This is a genomic window from Gammaproteobacteria bacterium (genome assembly GCA_011682695.1).
Taxonomy (GTDB): domain Bacteria; phylum Actinomycetota; class Acidimicrobiia; order Spongiisociales; family UBA4744; genus BMS3Bbin01.
This window is the reverse complement of sequence record JAACED010000025.1, coordinates 1-20321: the sequence shown is the minus strand read 5'-3', so window position 1 is coordinate 20321 and position 20321 is coordinate 1. Positions and strand designations below refer to the sequence as shown.

At 62.9% G+C, this 20321-nt stretch carries 17 protein-coding genes; 8 read left to right on the top strand and 9 right to left on the bottom strand.

The annotated features are described in order from the left end of the window. Positions 1–57 precede the first annotated feature (57 nt). Entirely contained in the window at positions 58–639 is a 582-nt protein-coding gene (amrA, locus tag GWP04_06745) for an AmmeMemoRadiSam system protein A (protein ID NIA25251.1), read from the bottom strand. 294 nt (positions 640–933) lie between these two features. Between amrA and GWP04_06740 the strand changes: the two genes are divergently transcribed. Next, positions 934–2958 (top strand): CBS domain-containing protein, encoded by a 2025-nt coding sequence (locus GWP04_06740; protein NIA25250.1) that lies wholly within the window; start codon positions 934–936, stop codon positions 2956–2958. A gap of 22 nt (positions 2959–2980) precedes the next feature. Here the strand turns inward: GWP04_06740 and GWP04_06735 are convergent, their stop codons facing one another. Next, a complete protein-coding gene (locus GWP04_06735) occupies positions 2981–4057 on the bottom strand; it encodes a PDZ domain-containing protein (protein ID NIA25249.1) in 1077 nt (358 codons plus the stop codon). 511 nt (positions 4058–4568) lie between these two features. Between GWP04_06735 and GWP04_06730 the strand changes: the two genes are divergently transcribed. Continuing rightward, positions 4569–5303, top strand: coding sequence for a TSUP family transporter (locus GWP04_06730; protein ID NIA25248.1), 735 nt, complete (start codon positions 4569–4571; stop codon positions 5301–5303). A 72-nt stretch (positions 5304–5375) separates the two neighbouring features. Here GWP04_06730 and GWP04_06725 read toward each other — a convergent pair whose 3' ends face one another. Beyond that, positions 5376–5900, bottom strand: a complete 525-nt coding sequence (locus tag GWP04_06725; GenBank protein NIA25247.1) for a DUF2179 domain-containing protein — start codon at positions 5898–5900, stop codon at positions 5376–5378. 56 nt (positions 5901–5956) lie between these two features. On the opposite strand from GWP04_06725, the gene GWP04_06720 reads away from it, so the two are divergent. Both GWP04_06720 and GWP04_06715 read left to right on the top strand, forming a co-directional pair. Further along, on the top strand, positions 5957–6421 hold the full coding sequence (locus GWP04_06720) for a hypothetical protein (GenBank protein ID NIA25246.1): 465 nt from the start codon (positions 5957–5959) through the stop codon (positions 6419–6421). A gap of 301 nt (positions 6422–6722) precedes the next feature. Continuing rightward, positions 6723–7859 carry a carboxylate-amine ligase gene (locus GWP04_06715; protein NIA25245.1) on the top strand — a complete coding sequence of 379 codons (1137 nt, stop codon included), beginning with the start codon at positions 6723–6725 and terminating at the stop codon, positions 7857–7859. Positions 7860–7954: 95 nt separating this feature from the next. On the opposite strand, the gene GWP04_06710 is transcribed toward GWP04_06715, so the two are convergent. Then, the gene (locus GWP04_06710) at positions 7955–10249 is read right to left on the bottom strand and encodes an NADP-dependent malic enzyme (protein NIA25244.1); all 2295 of its coding nucleotides are present in this window, start codon (positions 10247–10249) and stop codon (positions 7955–7957) included. A gap of 209 nt (positions 10250–10458) precedes the next feature. Between GWP04_06710 and GWP04_06705 the strand changes: the two genes are divergently transcribed. Then, complete coding sequence (locus tag GWP04_06705) at positions 10459–11631, top strand: family 1 glycosylhydrolase (protein ID NIA25243.1); 1173 nt, start codon at positions 10459–10461, stop codon at positions 11629–11631. A gap of 38 nt (positions 11632–11669) precedes the next feature. Then, positions 11670–13337, top strand: coding sequence for a DUF885 family protein (locus GWP04_06700; protein NIA25242.1), 1668 nt, complete (start codon positions 11670–11672; stop codon positions 13335–13337). 172 nt (positions 13338–13509) lie between these two features. Here the strand turns inward: GWP04_06700 and GWP04_06695 are convergent, their stop codons facing one another. Next, positions 13510–14424: a LysM peptidoglycan-binding domain-containing protein gene (locus GWP04_06695; GenBank protein ID NIA25241.1), complete on the bottom strand. Its 915-nt coding sequence runs from the start codon at positions 14422–14424 to the stop codon at positions 13510–13512. Between the two features lie 4 nt (positions 14425–14428). Beyond that, positions 14429–15514, bottom strand: coding sequence for a 23S rRNA (adenine(2503)-C(2))-methyltransferase RlmN (gene rlmN / locus GWP04_06690; protein NIA25240.1), 1086 nt, complete (start codon positions 15512–15514; stop codon positions 14429–14431). Between rlmN and GWP04_06685 the strand changes: the two genes are divergently transcribed. Continuing rightward, the gene (locus tag GWP04_06685) at positions 15509–16903 is read left to right on the top strand and encodes a hypothetical protein (GenBank protein NIA25239.1); all 1395 of its coding nucleotides are present in this window, start codon (positions 15509–15511) and stop codon (positions 16901–16903) included. The two genes, rlmN and GWP04_06685, sit on opposite strands and share 6 nt — an antisense overlap. Before the next feature lie 92 nt (positions 16904–16995). Here the strand turns inward: GWP04_06685 and GWP04_06680 are convergent, their stop codons facing one another. The 3 genes from GWP04_06680 to GWP04_06670 form a co-directional block, all read right to left on the bottom strand. After that, complete coding sequence (locus GWP04_06680) at positions 16996–18357, bottom strand: AAA family ATPase (protein NIA25238.1); 1362 nt, start codon at positions 18355–18357, stop codon at positions 16996–16998. A gap of 7 nt (positions 18358–18364) precedes the next feature. Further along, a complete protein-coding gene (locus GWP04_06675; protein ID NIA25237.1) occupies positions 18365–18691 on the bottom strand; it encodes a hypothetical protein in 327 nt (108 codons plus the stop codon). A 143-nt stretch (positions 18692–18834) separates the two neighbouring features. Then, positions 18835–19482 carry a transglycosylase SLT domain-containing protein gene (locus GWP04_06670; GenBank protein ID NIA25236.1) on the bottom strand — a complete coding sequence of 216 codons (648 nt, stop codon included), beginning with the start codon at positions 19480–19482 and terminating at the stop codon, positions 18835–18837. A gap of 149 nt (positions 19483–19631) precedes the next feature. Between GWP04_06670 and GWP04_06665 the strand changes: the two genes are divergently transcribed. Further along, positions 19632–20321, top strand: a 690-nt coding sequence (locus GWP04_06665) for an LLM class flavin-dependent oxidoreductase (GenBank protein ID NIA25235.1), incomplete at its 3' end; no start/stop codon positions are given.

Sequence of the window (20321 nt, the reverse complement as noted above, 5' to 3'; positions counted from 1 at the left end):
CCGCCATGCGCACTCCGCGGTCATGCGTCACGGTACGAAGTGCAAAGTACGTGCCACCTATTGCTCGGCAGACTCTTCGTTCAAGATTTCCGCCCCGAACCGGAAGAGACGGACCGGCTCGTTCGCCTGGATGAGCGCCTTTCGTTTCGCGATCTCGACCTGCTGTCGAGCAGTCTCGATTCCTGGTATGGCGGGGAGCAGGAGGCCCCGGCGTCCGGTGCGGCTCTCGACGATGACCCCGTACCGCGATGGATCCAGATCGTCGATGCCATCCACTGCAACGGGGGGCTCCAGCAGGTAGACGGTCACATCGAGATCGTCGATGTCGTCGGCGCGAATGGGGGGAAACCGCGGGTCGGACGTCGCTGCATTCACGGCTTGACGCACGATCTCGGCGCACAGGCCGGCCTGCGAGGGAACGATGCTGCCGACACAGCCCCGTAACCGTCCCTCGGCGGCAGCATGGTCGTGGAGTGAGACGAAGACTCCCTGGGCAGGTCTGTCATCGGACCGTCCGGAGACGTCCAGAAGGGTTCCGGTAGCCAGATAGTGACGGATCGCGTCCCTTGCCAGCGTGACGTACGGATGCTCCACGGAGAGAACGATACTCCTCCTTTCCGAATGCCGGAACTGGCTCATGGCCACGATCGATGATCTCGAAGAAACCGCTGCAAAGCAGGGGAGAGAACCACCTTGTCTATCTGTCCACGGAGGGCCACGACCCCCTGATCGGGAACGCCGGGACGCGGCGGATACGTTCGCTCACGGAGTGATTCCGTCGGGTTCGATGCAGGCAGAGTTCGCCTCACTGGTTGTTTGCAGACGTCGAGACAGACGCAGGGACCGGACTGCGGCCCAGGCGCCACGTGTGCGATGTCCTTGCCTCGTAACAAGACGCCGTCTCCGGTGCGTTGTGCTCTACTCTGAGGATTCGTGGCATACGCGCATCGACATCGCCGATTGGTTCGTTCGGGCAACGTAACCGCGATGATGGCGGTGGCCGGTTTCGTCGGAGCCGGAGCCGGACTCGGTGCCGTCATCTTGATCAAATCGATCGATTACATCACCGAGGCCTTGGCAGGGCTGGACAAGTTCGTCCCGTTCCCGCAACTGTTGCCGCTGGTAGTGATTCCGTTGGCGCTCATGACGTCGTGGTGGCTTACCAAGACCTTTGCGCCGGAAGCCGCCGGTCACGGGGTTCCGCAGATCCTCGCGGCGATCACGGTTGCAGGGGGCAGCATCCGCTGGATCGTCGGCCCGCTCAAGGTCATCGCTTCTGCGATCACGATCGGTGCCGGGGGTACCGCCGGACGAGAAGGGCCGATTGCCCAAATCGGCGCGGGGCTCGGATCGTTTGTCGGGCGAAGGCTTCGGCTCTCCGAGGGGGATCTCATCAGCTTGGTCGCCGCAGGTGCAGGTGCGGGGATCGCGGCGACGTTCAATGCTCCCATCGCGGGGATGTTCTTCGCGATGGAGGTGATCCTCGGGAGCTTCTCGGTCCGACATCTGCACACGGTGGTCGTCGCGACGGTCGCCGGTGCGGTCGTGAGCCACAGCATTCTTGGCAAGGGGCTCACGTTCGTCGTGAGTCCTCACTCGCTCGGACATCCAACGGAGCTGCTCGCCTATGCAGGCCTCGGAGTGCTTACGGTGGCCGGTGGGCTCGTGTTGCTCTGGTCGCTGGACTTCTGGGAAGAGAAGCCGAATCTTCTGATTGGCTGGCGCCGTCCGCTCCTCGTCTCTTTCGCCGTCGCCATCCCCGTCGCAATCTTCCCCGAGATCGCCGGGACGGGACAGGCATTCATCTCGAGAATCCTGAATGGGCAGGTGAACATGGCGTGGTGGCTCCTCGTGATTCTTGCCGTTGTCAAACCCATCGCGACCGGGGCGACCTTCGGTGCTCGAGGATCCGGAGGGATCTTCATGCCGAGCCTCTTCATCGGCGCCACCCTCGGGTCCGGATTCGCCCATGTTCTCGGTTCGATCTGGGGTGTGTCGACGCTGCAGCCGGAGGCGTTCGCTCTGGTCGGCATGGCGGCGGCCTTCACCGCGGTGGCGAGAGCGCCGCTGACGGCCATCCTGATCGTGTTCGAGGTCACCGGCGACTACGGGCTGGTGCTGCCGCTGATGGTTGCAGTCGCGATAGCGATGCTCCTGGCTCCTCGCCTCTATCCCGAGAGCGCCTACACCAAACCGCTGACAAGGATGGGTATCCGGGTGACACGTGGCGGAGAGATCGATCTCCTGGATTCGGTACAGGTCGGGGAGGTCATGACCACGAAGAACATGGTGGCGGGCCAGGGCCTCACGCTGGCCGAGTTGCAGGGCATTCTGGACCGCGGGAGACACCACGGCGTTCCGGTGGTCGATGACGATGGGCACCTTGTGGGCGTCGTGACGGTCACCGACATTCTGCGGGCAGGGGGGCCGTCCGACCAGGTCACTGTCGGGGAGGCGATGACTCCCAAGCCGGTCACTGTGACTCCTGAGACGCCGGTATCAGAGGCGCTCGAACGGATGGCTGCGCTCGGTGTCGGTCGGATCCCGGTCGTCGATAGCGAGGACCCGCGACACCTCGTAGGGATGTTCCGAAGGGAGGACGCGGTCAACGCCTACCACCGGGCGAGAGGGGCCGCCGTCCGGCAGGCCGCCGAACGTGAACACCTCCGGCTGCGGACCAGGGTTGGGGCGCATTTTTTCGACTTCATCATTCCTGCCGGATCGATGGCGGTCGGACGCCAGGTCAAGGAGATTCCATGGCCCGAGGGGTGCCTTGCCGTGTCGGTCGTTCGGGAGGGAGAAGTGCTCGTCGCTCAAGGTTCAACGGTACTTCAGGCGGGAGACCGTGTGACCTGCTTCGGGGATGATCGAATGCGTGAGCGACTACTGCAGCGGCTGCGGCCAGAAGAGCCGGATGCCGAGCCTTCCGAGGGAGGCCCGACATCCGAACCTGAGTGAGAACGATCTCACCAGGCAGGGTTCATCTCTTGCTGGGCCGCTCACCGATCGTCACCGTGACGGTACCGTGTTCACTTCCACGGACGTACTCGATGGAAACCTCCATTCCCGGGTCCATCTGGTTGACCGCAGCGACGAGATCCTGCTTGTTGGTGATTTGAGTGTCGCCAATCTTGACGATCACGTCGTACTTGAGGAGCCCTGCTTGGTCCGCCGGACTGCCCGCGGCGACCTGGGCGATCAGTGCACCGTCTTGCACAGAGATATGCAACTCTTTTGCCGCCGTCGGCGAATTGTCGGTGATGAGAACACCGAGGTACGGCTCTCCAACCCCGCGTTGGAAGCGATCGAGCGCTTGCTTGGCACTGTTGATGGGTATTGCGAATCCGACACTCTGCGCATTGCCGGCGATGGCCGTGTTGATGCCGATGACCTCTCCCGCCGCGTTCAGGAGCGGCCCTCCGGAGTTGCCCGGGTTGATGGCAGCGTCGGTCTGAATGGCGTCTTCGATGAGGCCTTGCGCCGTCTGGATCTGACGATGCAGCGCGGAGATGATGCCGAGGGACACGGTCGGTTCGGAAGCATTGAGCGCCAGCGCATTGCCGATCGCAATTGCCGGATCGCCGACCTCGATGGTGTCGGAGTCACCCAGGGGGAGTGGAGTCAGCCCTGTGGTGTCTTCGACTTTCAGAAGGGCGAGATCCCGATGCGGCGCCTCCGAGACGATCTTCGCAGGGCGAGCTTTCCCATCCCTGGAAGTCACGGTGATCTTGGAAGCCCCTTTGACGACATGGAAGTTCGTCAGGATGTGCCCTTGGTCATCGATGACCACTCCGGTGCCTGCTCCCACAGGCACCTCCTGTGGGTTGCCGTAGAAGTCGGTCAAGACCTGGTCTTGTGTCACGGCAACGACTCCTCCCTCAACGTTCTTGACAAGCGGGGAGATGTCGAAGAGTCCATACTGGCCCACGGTCGCGGTGGTGGTTGTTGTGACTTGCGCCGTTGCGGAGGTTGTCGACGCTGCTGATTCCGGAAGAGTGCATCCGCTCGCGACGACCAGCAGGAGTGCCACGGTGATGATGGAGATGAAACGTTTCATGATCGCTTCCCTTTTTCGTCCAGGGGGGTAAAGGCTACGAACATGTGAGCGCTTCGGGCCCCGAACGGTCCGATTCTCAGCCGGTTCTGTGGAGATTCTTAGTACGTCTTCACATTGGCGTCTCGCTTCGCTCGTCGTACCTGGCACCCGTACCGGGTATTTCGTACTTCGTATCTCGTACTGTGATACAGCAGCGGTGCAATACCGCTGGGCGCGCGTGACGGCCTGTTTCTCCCCCCAGGGAGCGAAGTGAGGTGTCTCTCCCCCCGGCGAGCGGAGCGAGTGTTGGGGGGAGTACGGCGAAGCCGGGAGGGGGCCCCACAGCAGAGCGAGGAACATGACGAAGCCGAGACAAGGTCTGAGCCCCAATTCCCAGTAGCAGGCTCCCCGCTGCCGGCTTGAAGGCGGCCGTGCACCGAGGCGGAGAAGGCCGCGAGTGGCGATGCACGGGTGTTGACATGCGTGCAGTGCATTGGTCGGTGTGCTCCGAGGCCGGAGTAGCATCCTGGCGGTGTCCGTGCCAACCATTTTGCTGCTGCTCGTCACCGGACTGGTCGCCGGTTTCATCAATACGGTTGCCGGAGGCGGGTCGGTCATCGCCCTGCCGGTGCTCGTCGAGGTCGTCGGGGCGAGCGTGGCCAACGGAACGAACCGTGTCGCCATCTTGATGCAGAATGTCGTCGGGGCGGCGTCATTTCACCGAGGCGGCAAAGTGCCCTGGAGGTTCGTCGGTGCGCTCCTCGGACCGATCATCGGCGGGGCAGCCGTCGGGGCGTGGGTGGCGACGTTGGTTCCCGCCGAGGTCATGAAGCGGATCTTCGGCCTGGTGATCATTCTGGTGGCGCTGTCGGTACTCGTGCGACCGTCACGATGGATGCGCGAAGGCGAGCCGAAGCTGAAAGAGCCGTGGCGAAGCCTCGCCTTCTTCGGGATCGGTTTGTACGGGGGATTCGTCCAGGCCGGTGTCGGTTTCCTGCTGCTTGCCGGCCTGGTTCTCGGCGGCGGGCTGGGCTTGGTGCGCGGGAACGCGGCGAAAGTGGTGGCGGTCCTGGTGTACACCCCCGTCACCCTGTTTCTGTTCGCCAGGGCCTCGCAGGTCGATCTCGGGGTGGGTCTGGTTCTCGGTGTGGGCAACATGGGCGGAGCGCTCGTCGCTTCGCGTCTGGCGATCAAGAAGGGCGCGGGCTGGATCCGATGGGTGTTGGTGGTCGCTGCCATCGCGGCAGCGATCAGGATGTTGTTCTGAACCATCCGGACCGTGATACGGATCAGATCTTGGTCTCCGTCAGGTCGGCAACGGCAGGGGTGGGGGGCCGGCCTACTTGCGGATTCTCGACGCTCGTCGGGCATGGACCTTGGGCGTGGAGATGTCTTCGATGGTGACGAACGCGTCCGGGTTGATCGAGCGAACGATCGAGAGTACTTCCGTGGCTCGCCTGCGAGGGATGACGGTGAATGCGAGGCGAACATCGCCCTTCTTTCCTTCCGCGTTCACCACCGTCACTCCGTATCCTGCGTCTCTGAGGGCAGGGGCAACCTCCGGAGTCTCGAACGGTGTGATGACACGCATGACGCTCTTGCCCAGAGCAACCTTGCGCTCGATGGTGGAACCGAGGATGGTTCCTGCTCCAAACCCCGCAGCGAAGGCCACCAACCGCACTGGTGAGTTGAGATTGGAAAAGACGAGTCCTGCGGCGATCGCCCATGTCAGCGATTCGAAGAATCCCAGGAGGCCCGCGATCCACCGCTCGCCTCGAACCACCATGACGATACGCACGGCTCCGATGGAAACATCGATCAGGCGCAGCCCAAAGATCAAGAGGGCGCCGAGAAACAAGGACATGGAAGGGAGTCTATCGCTTGGGCGGTTCCGACTCTGTCTGCAATCATGGCGGCCTCATGAGATACCGATTCCTCCTCTTGGCAGTCGTCTTCACGCTGTCTGCAACCGCGTGCTCGAGCGGGTCGACGGCGACCACGGCTGCGTCATTGCCTTCGCCGACACGAGTGGCAGGCTGCAGCGATGTCTCCTTCATCATCCCGTCCTCTTCGGACGCCACCGTCATGATGGGAAGGGTCTACACATTTCTCAAAGAGGAGAAGCCCGAGATCGTGGGCACGCAGTTCGACGCGACCCTGCTGCAGATCACCAGAAAGGGCGGGTTCGATCTGATGACCGTGCAGTTCAGCGGGGAATTGGGGCTGGTTCTGTTCGTTCAGGAGCCCGGCGGCGTGTTACACATCGGATGGGAGGGACCTGCCGCGAGTCAAGACGAACTCCGTGCGCATCTGGCTGGGACCTACCCGGATGTTCCCGCCGACATGATCCGGTGCCATGATCTGAGCTACTTCACCGCCGGGTAGTACCTGGCCGGTACCTCGTATTTCGTACTTCGTACCGCGACGCAGCGGTGATGCAAGACCACGGGGCGGGCGTGGCGGCTCAGGCGCAAGCCTTCCCGCCTGTGTGGTTGCATCGGGAACGCAGCGAGTCGACAGCAGATCACCCCGGCCCAATCCGATGACACTGTCGGGTTGGCCTGTGTCGATGAGCGACGCACGGTCGTCGAGCTGCATGGCATGGAGTGCTCGGCGGGCTCCTACCCCAGCAGCCATCTTCACGTCGACCTTCCTGATAGGGTGCGCAGCGAAGGAGGGAGCGGACATGGCGGTCCCCACGCCGAGTTTCACCGTCGGGATCGAAGAGGAGTACATGCTCGTCGATCTCGAGAGCCGGGATCTGGTGAAAGATCCGCCGCCATCGATGATGGCGGAGTGCGAGGCGCTCTTGCAGGGGCAGGTCTCTCCCGAGTTCCTGAGGGGCCAGATCGAAGTGGGCACCCACATCAGCCGCACGGTCGGGGAGGCGCGCCGGGACCTCGCCCGCCTTCGGAGGGTGGTTTCCGACGTCGCTCTTCACCACGGCATGGCGCCGATCGCCGCGTCGACACATCCGTTTGCGAAATGGGGAGAGCTGCTGGTCACCGACAAGACGCGCTATCAAGTGCTCCTGCGGGAGCTGGAAACCGTTGCCCGGCGGCTCGTGATCTCCGGCATGCACGTTCACGTCGGAATCGACGACGACGACCTGCGAATCGACCTCATGAGCCAGTTTTCGTATTTCCTGCCGCATCTGCTGGCTCTGAGCACCTCGTCGCCCTTCTGGCACGGGGACGACACCGGCCTCAGGAGCTATCGATCTTCGGTGTTCAAGTCGTTGCCGCGAACCGGGATCCCTGTCAACTTCACCAGCTGGGGGGAGTACCAACGGCACGTCGACGTGCTCGTCGACGCGGGACTCATCGTGGACGCCACGAAGTTGTGGTGGGATATTCGCCCAAGTGCCCGGTATCCAACACTCGAGATGCGGGCCACCGACATCTGCACCCGCCTGGACGACGGTATCGCTCTCGCAGCTCTGACGGTCTCGCTGATGCACATGCTCTTTCGGCTCCGCAGTGACAACAAGCGGTGGCGCACCTATGCCCGCATGCTGCTCGAAGAGAACATGTGGCGAGCACAGCGCTACGGGATCCACGCGCCTCTGATGGACTTCGGCCAAGCCGCACTCGTCCCGATCCCCGATCTTGTCGACGAGCTGATCGAGATGGTCGAAGAGGACGCGCAGTCGCTCGGCTGTTGGGACGAGCTGCTCGGTATGAGAGAGATCCTTGTGCGCGGGACGAGTGCCGACCGCCAACTTGCCACATATGAGGCTGCCCTCGCGGAGGGGGCACAAGTGTCGGAGGCCCTTCAGGCGGTCGTAGATTTCCTCATCAGAGAGACCGTGACGAGCCTCTAGGCGAGGTGGGCTCGCTGCAATCGGCCATCAGTATTCAGTCGTCAGGGTCGCGGCCTCACTCCCGCCAAGAAACCCAGGAGCTTGCGTAACGGCTGTTACTGACGACTGGCGGCCGGTACCCGCTTCTCCTTGCTCTGGGCGTCCAGCACCGCGATTGCGGTCAGGTTCACGATGTCGCCGACCTCTGCGTCGCGCTGCAGCACATGCACGGACTTGGAGAAGCCGGTGAGTATCGGTCCGATCACCTGGGCTCCACCCAGTTTCGAGAGCAACTGGTAGGCGGCGTTACCCGCTGCCAGGTTCGGGAACACCAACACGTTGGCGTGTCCACCGAGACGGTTGAACGCGTGCTGGCGGGCGAGCAATGCAGCATCCACGGCGGTGCGCGCATGCATCTCTCCGTCTACCGGCAGCTCGGGGCGGCGGTCCCAGCAGATCTGGACTGCTTCGCGAACCCTGTCCGGTTCTTCCCCGGACGCAGAACCGAAGTTGCTGTACGAGAGCAGGGCGACTCGCGGATCGGTGTCAAACGTCTCGCCGACGAAATCGGCGGTGGAGATCGCGATCTCCGCCAGTTGCTCGGCAGTCGGCAGAATGTTTACCGCGCAGTCGGCGAGGAAGTACGGCTGGCCTTTGACGATCACTGCGTAGATGGCCGAGACGATCGACCGTCCCTCCTGGAGTGGCAGCACCTGCAGGGCCGGGCGAACGGTCGTCGGGTAGTACGTCGTGAGCCCACCCAGTTCGGCATCGGCATCCCCCTGTTGCAGCATCATGGCGGCGTACAGGTTGGGATCGAGGATTGCCCTGCGGGCATCCGTCGGAGCCATTCCTTTGCGGCCGCGCAGCCGGTACAGCTCATCCGCATAGCGGGCACACGTTTCCGGTTCATTCTGCGGGTCGAGGATTTGGATGCCATCCAGTGACACGTCCTTGTCGGCGGCGACCGACCTGATCGTGTCGATGTTCCCGAGGAGCACGGGGATGGCGATCTGCTCGTCGTAGACGCGTCTTGCAGCCCTGATGATCCGGATGTCGGCGCCGATGGGGTACACGACTCTTTTCGGGTGGGCTTGCGCCTTTGTCGTGACTGTGTGCGTCAAGCCGTACGATGCCTGGAACCTGGACCGCAGCTGCTCCCGGTATTCGTCGATGTCTGCATACGGCTTGCGCGCCAGACCTTCCTCGATCGCTGCCTGGGCGACGGCAGGAGCGACATGCCACAGCACCCTGGGATCGAACGGCTTCGGGATGATGTAGTCCTCTCCGAAGGCCAGGCGGTCGATGTTGTAGGCCTTGAGCACCGATTCGGTGACCGGCTCCCTGGCCAGGTCGGCGAGTGCACGAGCCGCAGCGACTTTCATTTTCTCGCTGATGCCGGTTGCCCTCACGTCGAGAGCGCCGCGGAAGATGAACGGGAAGCCGAGGACGTTGTTCACCTGGTTGGGGTAGTCGCTCCGACCAGTCGCGACGATCGCGTCCGGTCTCGCTTCGCGCGCGTCCTCGTAGCGGATCTCCGGGTCGGGATTGGCGAGAGCGAAGATGATCGGCCGGGCAGCCATCATCATCACCATCTCTTTGCTGACTACGTCTGCAACCGAGACTCCGACGAAGCAGTCGGCACCGATGAGCGCGTCCGCAAGTGTTCGGCTGTCGGTCGGACGAGCGAACTCGGCCTTGTGGCCGGTCATGCCGGCGGTGCGTCCCTCGTAGATGACCCCTCGAGAGTCGCACATGAGAATGTTCTCTGGTCGAACGCCGAGACGTTCGAAGAACCTCGCGACGGCGATACCGGCGGCTCCCGCGCCGTTGAACACGACCTTCGTTTCCTCGATCTTGCGCCCGGTCAGGTCCAGAGCGTTGAGGAACCCTGCCCCGGCGATGATCGCCGTGCCGTGCTGGTCATCGTGGAACACGGGGACGTCGAGTCGCTCTTTGAGGGTGTCTTCGATCAGGAAGCATTCGGGCGCCTTGATGTCCTCGAGGTTGATTCCGCCGACGGTCGGTTCGAGGAGCTCGCAGAAGCGGATGACGTCTTGCGGATCGAGGCTGTTGACCTCCAAGTCGAACACATCGATGTCGGCGAACCGTTTGAAGAGAACACCCTTGCCTTCCATGACGGGTTTGCCTGCCAGGGGACCGATGTTGCCGAGACCGAGGACGGCTGTTCCGTTGCTGACGACGGCTACCAGATTGCCTTTGTTCGTGTATTTGAAAACGTCTTCGGGTTCTCTGGCGATCTCGAGACATGGCTCGGCGACGCCGGGCGTGTAGGCCAGACCCAGGTCGCTTTGGGTGGCCGTCGGCTTGGTGGGACGTACTTCGATCTTCCCTGGGCGACCTTTCGAGTGGTACTCGAGCGCTTCGCTGAAGTGCTTACCTTCTGCCATGACAGGGCCTCCTCGCGCTTAGGGTCGGAAGCCTACTCTGGACCAGCGGGCGGTCAGCGGGCCGCGGCCGTGCCCGGTCCTTGTGACCCGCTGGACCAGGGGATCACCGACGCCGAGTTCACGTGCTCTGCGCTGCCGTCGGCCTCGCGGAGAACGGTATGCCTGCCGATATCCGGGCAGGAGAGCGGCTCCTGGGATAGCCTGGCTGAATGAGCAGCATTGAATTTCGCCAAGGGTTCCTCTGGGGGACGGCAACCGCAGCACACCAGGTCGAAGGTGGCAACTGGAACAACGACTGGTGGGCGTGGGAGCACAATCCGGCGTCACCGTGTGTTGAGCCGTCCGGCGACGCCGTCGATCATTACCACCGGTACCGGGAAGATCTGAGCCTTCTCGCAGACCTTGGATTCACCACGTACCGGTTCTCTCTCGAATGGAGCCGGCTGGAACCTGAGTGCGGCGAGTTCTCGTTCGCCGCACTCAATCACTACCGCAGGGTCATCGAGGCGTGTCGTGACGTCGGCTTGCAGCCGGTGGTCACGTTCCATCATTTCACGACCCCACGGTGGGTTGTGGCGCGAGGCGGATGGGGCAATCCCGACACGGCCGATTGGTTCGCCCGCTTCGCGGGTTGGGCGGCCGAGGGTCTCTCCGAGCGGCTGTCGATGGCCTGCACGATCAATGAGCCGAACATCGTCGCGACGATGGGATTCCTCACGGGGGTGTTTCCTCCGGGCCTTCAGGATGCCGGCGCCCGTGAGCGTGCAAACGGCGTGCTGATCGATGGTCATCACAAGGCGGCGGCCGCCATCCGCCGGGCTGCGCCCGGCTGTCGGGTCGGGCTCACCCTCGCTATGTCGGAGTGGACGGCTGTCGATGGCGGCGAGGAGACGCTCGACGAGTTGAGGGGTCCGATGGAGGACGTATTCCTCGAAGCAACGAGCGCCGACGATTTCATCGGGGTGCAGACGTATTCCCGCAACCGGGTCTCACCGGCGGGCTACCTCGGACCCGACACGGACGCGGAGCTGACGCTCATGGGATATGAGTTCCGTCCTCAGGCGTTGGAAGCGACGATCCGTAGGGCGGCCGAAATGACCGGGCTTGCGGTGTTCGTCACCGAGAACGGCATCGCGACAACCGACGATCGGCGTCGAATCGAGTTCGTTCGACGAGCTCTCGAAGGGGTACACCGGTGCATCGAAGACGGGATCGAAGTACTCGGTTACACGTACTGGAGCGCACTCGACAACTTCGAATGGGCGCTGGGTTACGGACCGACGTTCGGGCTCATCGGTGTCGACCGTGGAACCCAGCAGCGGTCCGTCAAACCAAGCGCGCGGTGGCTCGGAAGAGTCGCACAGGCAAACGCGCTCGTCTGAATATCGACGCGGCCGATCCGCTCTTTACCATCCGGGCCATGGATGCTTTCACTCTCTGCGACGAACTGCTCGACGAACTCCTCGAACTGTCCCCGATTGCCTGTACGTACGCCGGCATCGCCGGCAGAGACCACTTGTGGGATGACTTGAGTCCCGACGGCATGGCTCGTCGCAAGGCGTTGCTCGAACGGTACCGGGACGCCTTCTTCGCACTGCCGGATGGCGAAGACCGATGGGAGCAGCTCGCCGTGCGAGTAGCGGAGGCGTTCATCGATGAGCAGATCGATCTGCTCGGCGGCGGAGAGCACCTTCGCAATCTCAACAACATCGCCTCGCCTTTCCAGGATCTTCGGCAGGTCTTCGACATCATGGACAAGACCACCGATGAGGGCTGGGACAACATCACTGCAAGACTCCGGACGATCGGTGTCGCGCTCTCGGGGTATCGGGCGTGCCTGGAGGAGGGGATTGCGAAGGGCATGCCGGCTGCCAGACGCCAGGTTGAAGCGGTGGTCATTCAGGCCAGGGTGCAGGCCGGAGAGGAATCTTCGTTCAAGCGGCTCATCGAGGAGCTCGGCGAATCGTCTGTGGCGACATCGGAGCGGGTTGCGGCACTCCGCGAGGCCGTCGACGTGGCAACGGGAGCAGTCTCGGATTTCGCCGAGTACCTCGCGGCAACCTACCTGCCGGCCTCCGCGGCTGATGACGCCGTGGGCGAGGATCGCTATGTGCGAGCCGCCCGCCGCTACCTCGGTACGACCATCGATCCCCGCGAGACGTATGCGTGGGGCTGGACCGAGGTTCGCAGACTCAGAGAGGAGATGGTCGAGACAGCCGCAAGAATCGGCGCTCCCGGGCCGCTCGATGACGTCATCGAGACGCTGAGAACCGATCCGGCCCGTTGTGCCCAGAGCCCCGAAGAGTTCGTCTCGTTCATCGAAGGCCGATTGCGTGAGGCCGTCGCCGATCTCGACGGGCGTATCTTCGACATTCCCGATCCGGTCAAGCGAATCGATATCAAGATCGCTCCGCCCGGTGGTGCGCTCGGCGCCTACTACCTGGAGCCGAGTGAAGACTTCTCGCGGCCGGGCAGCGTTTGGTGGTCGACGGGAGACAAGCAGGTACTCCCACTGTGGGATGAGGTCAGCACCGCCTATCACGAAGGATTCCCCGGTCATCATCTCCAGGTCGGCGTCGCACTCTTCCTCGCAGATCACCTGAGTCGTTTGCACCGCCTGCTGATCTGGTATCCGGGCTACGGAGAAGGTTGGGCCCTCTATGCCGAGCTGCTCATGCACGAGCTCGGATACCTGGACAATCCCGAGTACGTGCTCGGGATGCAGGCCGCTCAGATGCTGCGCGCCTGCCGGGTGGTGATCGATATCGGGTCCCATCTCGATCTGGCCATTCCCGACGAGGCCGTCTTCCACCCCGGCGAGCGCTGGACCTTCGAGTTGGCGGTGGAGATGCTCACCAATTTCGCCTACCTGGGTCGTGACTATGCGGAGTCTGAAGTGACGAGGTATCTCGGATGGCCGGGACAGGCGATCTCTTACAAGGTGGGGGAACGGCTGATCCTCAGTCTCCGGGAACAACTCAGGTGCCGGATGGGCGACGCGTTCGACATCAAAGACTTCCACAACCGCGTGCTGGGTTCAGGGCCTGTAGGACTCGACCTGCTGCGTCAGATCGTCCTGGAGGGATGAGGAACCGGTTCCGGGATTCGGGGCCTACCGAGGACTGCGCGGCACGCATCTCGACGCCGGTGCGTGACCGCTCACCGCGTTCTGGATTCCGCCGGTACCCGGCCAGTGATGGAATCTGTATCGGTAACGCGCACAGCCGTCGATCCACGGACCGGTATCACCCGACAGATCCCTACCGGCATGCCTTCGACAGCACCGGATACGGGTTCACGGCGTCCCTGTTGTTGGGATGGATTTCGAAATGAACATGTGTCCGCGAACCGATCGCGTTCCCGCTGTCGCCTACGTAGCCGATGATCTCACCTGCAACGACGACGCCGTCGGCACCAAAATGGTCGAGATGGCTCGCGATGTAGAGCGTTCCGTCGTTCCCGAGGAGGTTGACCTGGAACCCGCCGATCGACCCGGTCACCTGTCGGACGACGCCGCCGACAGGAGCCTGCACGGGTGTCCCTCGGGAAGCGAACAGATCGTTCCCCGTGTGGAAACGGCCTCCCGACCGCGGGAAGCCCCAGTCGTTGAAGAAAGTTGCTCCCGGAACCGGGCAGAGCCAAGCGCCTTCGGTCACGACGAGCACGGTGCCCGCCGTGATCAGATTCGGGTCCTTGATTCCGTTCACGTCTGCGATCCGATCCACCGACGTCGCGAAACGCAGGGCGATCGCGCTCAGGGTGTCTCCACGCCGAACCGTGTAGGTCTGTGGCTCCTGGACCTCAGGATCGAACGCAGGCGCGTCGGAGCCGACCTGGAGCCTGGTTCCGACGTAGATGAGGTTCGGGTCGGTGATGCCGTTGGCTCTGGCCAACTGCTCGACCGTGATGCCAAGCCGCTTTGCGATGCCCTCGAGCGTGTCTCCCGCCTGCACCACGTAGCTTTCCTTGTTCGGGATGATCAGCACCTGACCGACGGCGATCAGATTCGGGTTCTTGATGTGATTGGCGTCGACGAGTGCCTGTACGGTCGTATCGTTTCGCTCGGCGATCCTCGACAGCGAGTCTCCTGAACGCACGACATAGGTCGCCGTGGTGGCGGCCACGGCAAGCACCATGGTCGCGAGTGCTCCGGCGACTCGTAGGTTCCTTCTCATTGACTCAGGTTTCGGCGGTTCCCGGGGCTCTCTTGAGGCCTACGCCGGCTCTGAGTTGTCCGCACGCCGCGTCGATGTCCTGGCCACGGTTCGTGCGCTTCGTGGCGTTGACACCCGCTGCCTTCAAGCGAGCGACGAACTCGTCGATGCGAGAGGAGGGAAGCATCGGTGACAGCGGCGTCGGGTTGAGCGAGATGACGTTGATGTGAGCCCGCAGCCTTCGAGCGATTGCGGCGACCCTGTCGGCCTGTTCATCGCTGTCGTTGACCCCTTCTATGAGCGTCCACTCGATCGAGATGCGGCGATGTTTCTTCTCGAAGTACGCCGCGGCGGCAGCCTCGACGGCGGAGAGCGGGTACCGGGAGTTGATGGGGACCAGCGAGGATCGAAGTTCGTCGTCGGCGGCGTGAAGACTGATTGCGAGGTTGACAGGCCAAGGCTCTTCGGTCAGGCGGGTCATTCCTGGGACGATTCCCACGGTGGACACGGTGATCGACCGGGCCGACAAGCCCATCTCTTCGATGATCCGGCGGATCGCCTCACGAACCCGGTCGTAGTTGGCAAGAGGCTCTCCCATTCCCATGAAGACGACGTTCGTGAGTCGGTCGGGGACGTTTGGCATACCGGAACTCCGCAGGTGGGCTCGAGCGAACGCCACTTGGGCGACGATCTCGCCGGCTTCGAGATGCCGCTCGAATCCGAACTGGCCGGTGGCACAGAAGGTGCAGCCGAGAGCACAGCCTGCCTGAGAGGAGATGCAGACCGTCGTCCGGTTCCTGTAGCCGATCAGCACCGTTTCTATCGCTGCACCGTCCGGTGTCCTGAACAGCCACTTGACCGTTCGTCCGCCGTCGGCCGACTGTGCCACTTCGACGGTGAATGGCCACAACTCGAGGGTTGCCCTGACATCGGTGGGCAGATTGGTCATTTCCTGCACGTCGAGAACCGGCGTCCTGTACAGCCAGCGCCGGAGTTGATCGATCCGATACGAAGGCTGGTCCGGCAGCAGGTCGCCGAGATCGTCGGGATGGGTGAGATATGGCACCGATTCATGGTAGGGGTTTGGGAACCTAGACTCGCCGCTATGCATCGGCTTCCATCACTGCGCGGGTTGCCCTGGGGAAGGGATGACGACTCGATGAGTGCCGTCGACCTGACGAGCATGTGGGTCGCCATCACACTCGGAGTCCCCGTCGCCGTGGTTGGGTTCGAATTGATGGTCAGCCCGTCCTTCGGTGGGCTTGGCATGTCGGCGGCGCAGCTTCTGTTGGCGGTTCCGCTCGGTGTGGTCGTCGCCGTCGGTTTGCTGTGGGCCTCTGCACGACCGGGTGCCGCCTACGGGGAAGGCGCCGTTCTCATGCTCAAGCCCGCGCTCGGCGTGTTCGGAAGCTGGATCTACCTTCCCGTTCATGTCGTCCTGATGATCGTGCTGGCTGCGCTCGAACTGCGAGTGGTGGGAGTTGTGCTCGACGCCGGCTTCACCGGCTTGGGCCTACCCATCGGCGTCAACGTTGGAATCATCGTGACGGCGATTCTTGCGTTTGGTCTCGGAGCGGTTGGGACGTCGTGGCTGCGATGGTGGGTCCGCAGAGTCGCCTTCTGGGGTGGGCTCGGCTCGGCGATGTGGGTGGTGTGGAGACTCGCCGCGGATCTGGACATAACGAGTGTCCGCCTGCAGTCACCGTCTCCAAGATTCTGGCTGGGTGTCGACATGATCATCGGACTCGCTGTGCTGTTCTTTCCACTTGTCGTCGATACCGCGCGCACCGTGTCTGATGAGAGCGCTGCATCCGCGAGCGTGGGAGCGGGGTTCGGAGTCACGGCGTTGCTCGTCCTGATGGCGGGAGGACTCGCTGCGGCTGCTGCGCCGGGGGTGGTCGATCCCGGCTTGGTCATTGTCAAGTTCGGGGGACCCGCTCTGGGTGTGGTCGGAGGACTGGTTCTGCTGGCATGGGCGCTCGGGAGTGAAGCCGATCAGCCGGCTCTGTTCCTCGTGATGCCGACCCAGGCGCTGCAATCATTTGATTTCCGTATTCCCCGGTCGGTCGGAGTGATCTGGGGCCCTGTCATCGCAGCCGTCGTGGCCATGTTGACAGATACTCGAGATCTGTTCGGGGTGATCAGTTTCCTCATCAGCATTCTCACTCCGATCCTCGGAGTGTTCCTCGCCGACTACTTCGTCGTTCGCCGACGGGCGTACCTTTCGCGTGATCTGTATCGGACTCGCGGGGCCTATCGCGGCATCAATGTTGCCGCAGTTCCCGCGATTCTTCTCGGGTTCGTCGTCTTCCAGTGGGTGAACCCGGTTGGTGCGCACTGGTGGATCGAGGTGGTCCTCTCGGTGCTTCCGGGAGCGCCGATTGCCCAGCTCGGCATCCCGGCGGTGGTGACATCCTTCCTGGCCGCCTTTGTCACCTACGGGATTCTCGGGCGCTTTACCGTCAGGCAGGCTGCATACATCTCCAAGATGCGGATCTAGGAGTCTGCCGAGCCCCCAGTCTGCGAACCCAGGGCTCGTAGGTACCCTGGGGGTACTCCTGAGCCCAGGGTTCAGGAGAGTGGGGTGTCGCTCTACAGGATGTTCGCCGCCATCTCGGCGAGGGGACTCCGGACGGACTTCTCGAGCGTGATGTGACCGAACAGGTGGGTTCCCTTGAACTTCTCGATGAGTGCAGCGACCCCGCCGTAGGGAGAGATGTACGGGTTGTCGACCTGCGTCAGGTCACCACAGAACACTACCTTGGAATCACGGCTCATCCTCGTCAGGATCACCTTCAACGTTGACAGCTCCAGGTTCTGGGCCTCGTCGATGATGACGAATTCACCGGTGATCGAACGCCCCCGCAGATACGTCATGGATGCGAGTTCCAGGACGTTTCGATCGGTGAGCTCGGCGATCGCCTCGCGGGTCCCTTGGGGTCCGGCGCCCGAGAACAGCGCGTACAGGTTGTCGTGGACGGCGGCCATCCACGGTGCCAGTTTCTCCGAGAGGTCACCGGGGAGATACCCGACTTCCTGGCGGCCTACTGCGACCAGAGGCCGGTAGACGGAGACTCTTCGATAGCAGCCGGCTTCCAGGACCTGTTCGAGACCCGCGGCGAGCGCCAAGAATGTCTTGCCGGTGCCTGCCATTCCCATGAGCGAGACTGCGGGGATCTCGGAATTGAGAAGCAGGTCCAGCGCCAGTGTCTGGCGCACGTTCTTTGGCTCCACGCCAAAAGCGCGCCGACTGCCGGCCACTCGTCCGATCACGACTTCCGGATCAGTCGCGATGACATGAGCCAGCGCGGACTGGGAAGGACCCCCGTGGAGAACGAAGAACTGGTTGATGGTGGCTGCAACGCCGGGAAGCGGAACCTTGCCGTGTTGGTAGAGCGCATCGATGATGGCGTGGTCCACGGTCAGGTCGGTGACGCCCGAGTAGAGCTGGTCCACGGGCATGGTGTCTGCCTTGTAGTCCTGGACGGCAACGCCCAGCTGGGCTCCTTTGATTCGCAGGGCCGCGTCTTTGGTGACCAACACCGGCTCGCGGCCTGCGTCGGTGAGGTTGAGACAGGTTGCGAGGATGCGGTGGTCCGTCGTGGAGGGATCCAACACGCCGGGCAACCGGTCCGACTTGGTGCCGTTCAGTTCGATCCGAAGCGAGCCACCCGCCGGTAGCCGGACGGCGTCACGGAGACCACCGTTCCTGGAGGCGCCCATGGTCTCGAGGAGCCGGAGCGCAGATCGAGCATTGGCGCCGACATCGTCCGGACGTGTCTTCTTCCGGTCAAGTTCCTCGATCACCACGAGGGGAAGGACTACCGGATGTTCGTCGAAGCGGAGGGGGGCACTTGGGTCGGCGAGCAGTACACAGGTGTCGAGGACATAGTCCACACCGTCTCCTTCAGCCAGGGTGAGCAAGAGGTTTGCCGCTCTCACGAGCAAAGGCAAGGACTCCTCAGGTTACGGCTGAGCGTTGCGCTGCCTCTGCGATCCAACCTTCGACGCGTGATAGCGGTGCGTCGAGTTGCTCCGCCAGCGTGACAGGGTTGGCTTGTGCAAGTGCCTGCAACGTGGTGATACCGTGTTGCCGGAGTCGCGATGCGAAGACGTCACCCACTCCACTGATCACAGTGAGGTCATCGGCCGCGGGGGCAGCATCGACTCGAAACGTCGGGGGTTCAGGCTCGCGAGGAAGTGCGAGGGAGATCAGACGGTCCCTCATGAGCCACACCGCCGCCCCAAGACCGGCGAGAAAACCGGTCACTTTCATCAATCGTTTCATGCTGTAGAGCTTACCCGGTTCTGGGTCCCTGATACTGGGACCCAGAAGAGCCGCCGGCTTCCAGCCATCAGCTCGCGCGTATGTTCCTCGTGATGAGAACGCTTGCCGGTAGCTGGTGACTGGCTAGCGACCACCGTAACTGGTCACCCTTTGTAACAGGTCCAGTGGGACCATCCCCCCGCGTAGTACTTGAGCCATGCGGCAACCGCGACGTTGGCGTATGGGTCGAAGATGTCGGCTCCGCCCCAACCGGCCGCCGTGCTGCGTTCGGCCCAGTAGCGGGGGAGATGCTGAAACAAGCCTGATGCATGAGTGGACTTGTTCTCGGCAGTTGGATTCAGCGTCGATTCGCACTTCGCGAGGGTGAGGGCCATGTCGACGTCTTGTGGCTTGAAGAACAATTCAATGATGCTCCGCACCTCGTCGGACGACATGTACGTCTCGGCCTTGGCGGAGGCGGCGCGTGCCGGCGGTGGCGTTGCTGCGACGGGTGGAGTCGTGGTCGGCGTCGATGGTGGAGGGGGCACGTACCGCTGCACGCGGAGCGAGTCCAGCAGATCATTCTCGTGAGAATCCACGGTGGGCGTCTCTTCTGTAGAGGTCAATCGCATCCCGGCGGCGAGGGCGCGCGCCAACACCTGTCCCGTCGCCGCTCCGCGGACGGGCAGGGTCGTGGTAGTTGTGGTGATTGGCTCGGGCACCTGCTGTGGGGAGAAAGCGGCGAAGCCGGCTACTGCCAGCGTTGCCACCATCATCCACAACACGACCGCCACGAGACGTGGCACACGCATCAGAAAAAGAACTCCAACCTCTCAGCGCTACGGACCCAACGCAGGCCCAGGGAAAGGCTAGGAGGATCAGGTGGGTACGTGCAACCCGGATCCGACCATAAACTGGCAGGGCTGCGTCTCCCGAGGGAGAGGGGGTACGATCGTTGTTCGTGAAGGTCGATTTCTATGCGCCCCCTGGCGGAGTCCACGAGACGGCGCGTCTCGCAGAATCGGCAGCATCTGCCGGATTCGACGGCTTCTTCGTGTCGGAGACCAGCCATGATCCATTCGTCCTGCTTGCAGCGGCGTCACAGGCGGTCGGAGGATCCCTCGATTTCGGGACTGCCGTTGCCGTCGCGTTTCCTCGATCGCCGATGGTGACCGCCATGGCGTCGTGGGATCTGGCGAGAGAGTCGAAGTTCATACTTGGGCTTGGAACCCAGGTCTCCGCGCACATCAGGGGACGGTTCTCGATGGAGTGGGGCGCTCCCGTGGAGCGGCTACGGGACTATGTCGAAGCCCTTCGGGCGATCTGGTCTGCGTGGCAGAGCGGGGGGAAGCTCAATCATCGAGGGGAGTTCTACCGATTCACTTTGATGACCCCCTTCTTCGATCCCGGTCCGATCCCCGATCCGGTCATTCCGGTGTGGCTGGCCGGAGTGGGGCCCAGGTCGACGAGGCTTGCCGGCGAGATCGCCGACGGATTCCACATACACCCGTTTCACACGGTCCGTTATCTCGATGAGGTGGTAACTCCGGGACTGGCTGAAGGGTGGAAGGCCGCGGCGCGGGATCCGGGCGCTGTGGCGGTAAGTGCCAGTGTCCTGGCTGCAACAGGACGAAATGCGGCGGAGGTAGCC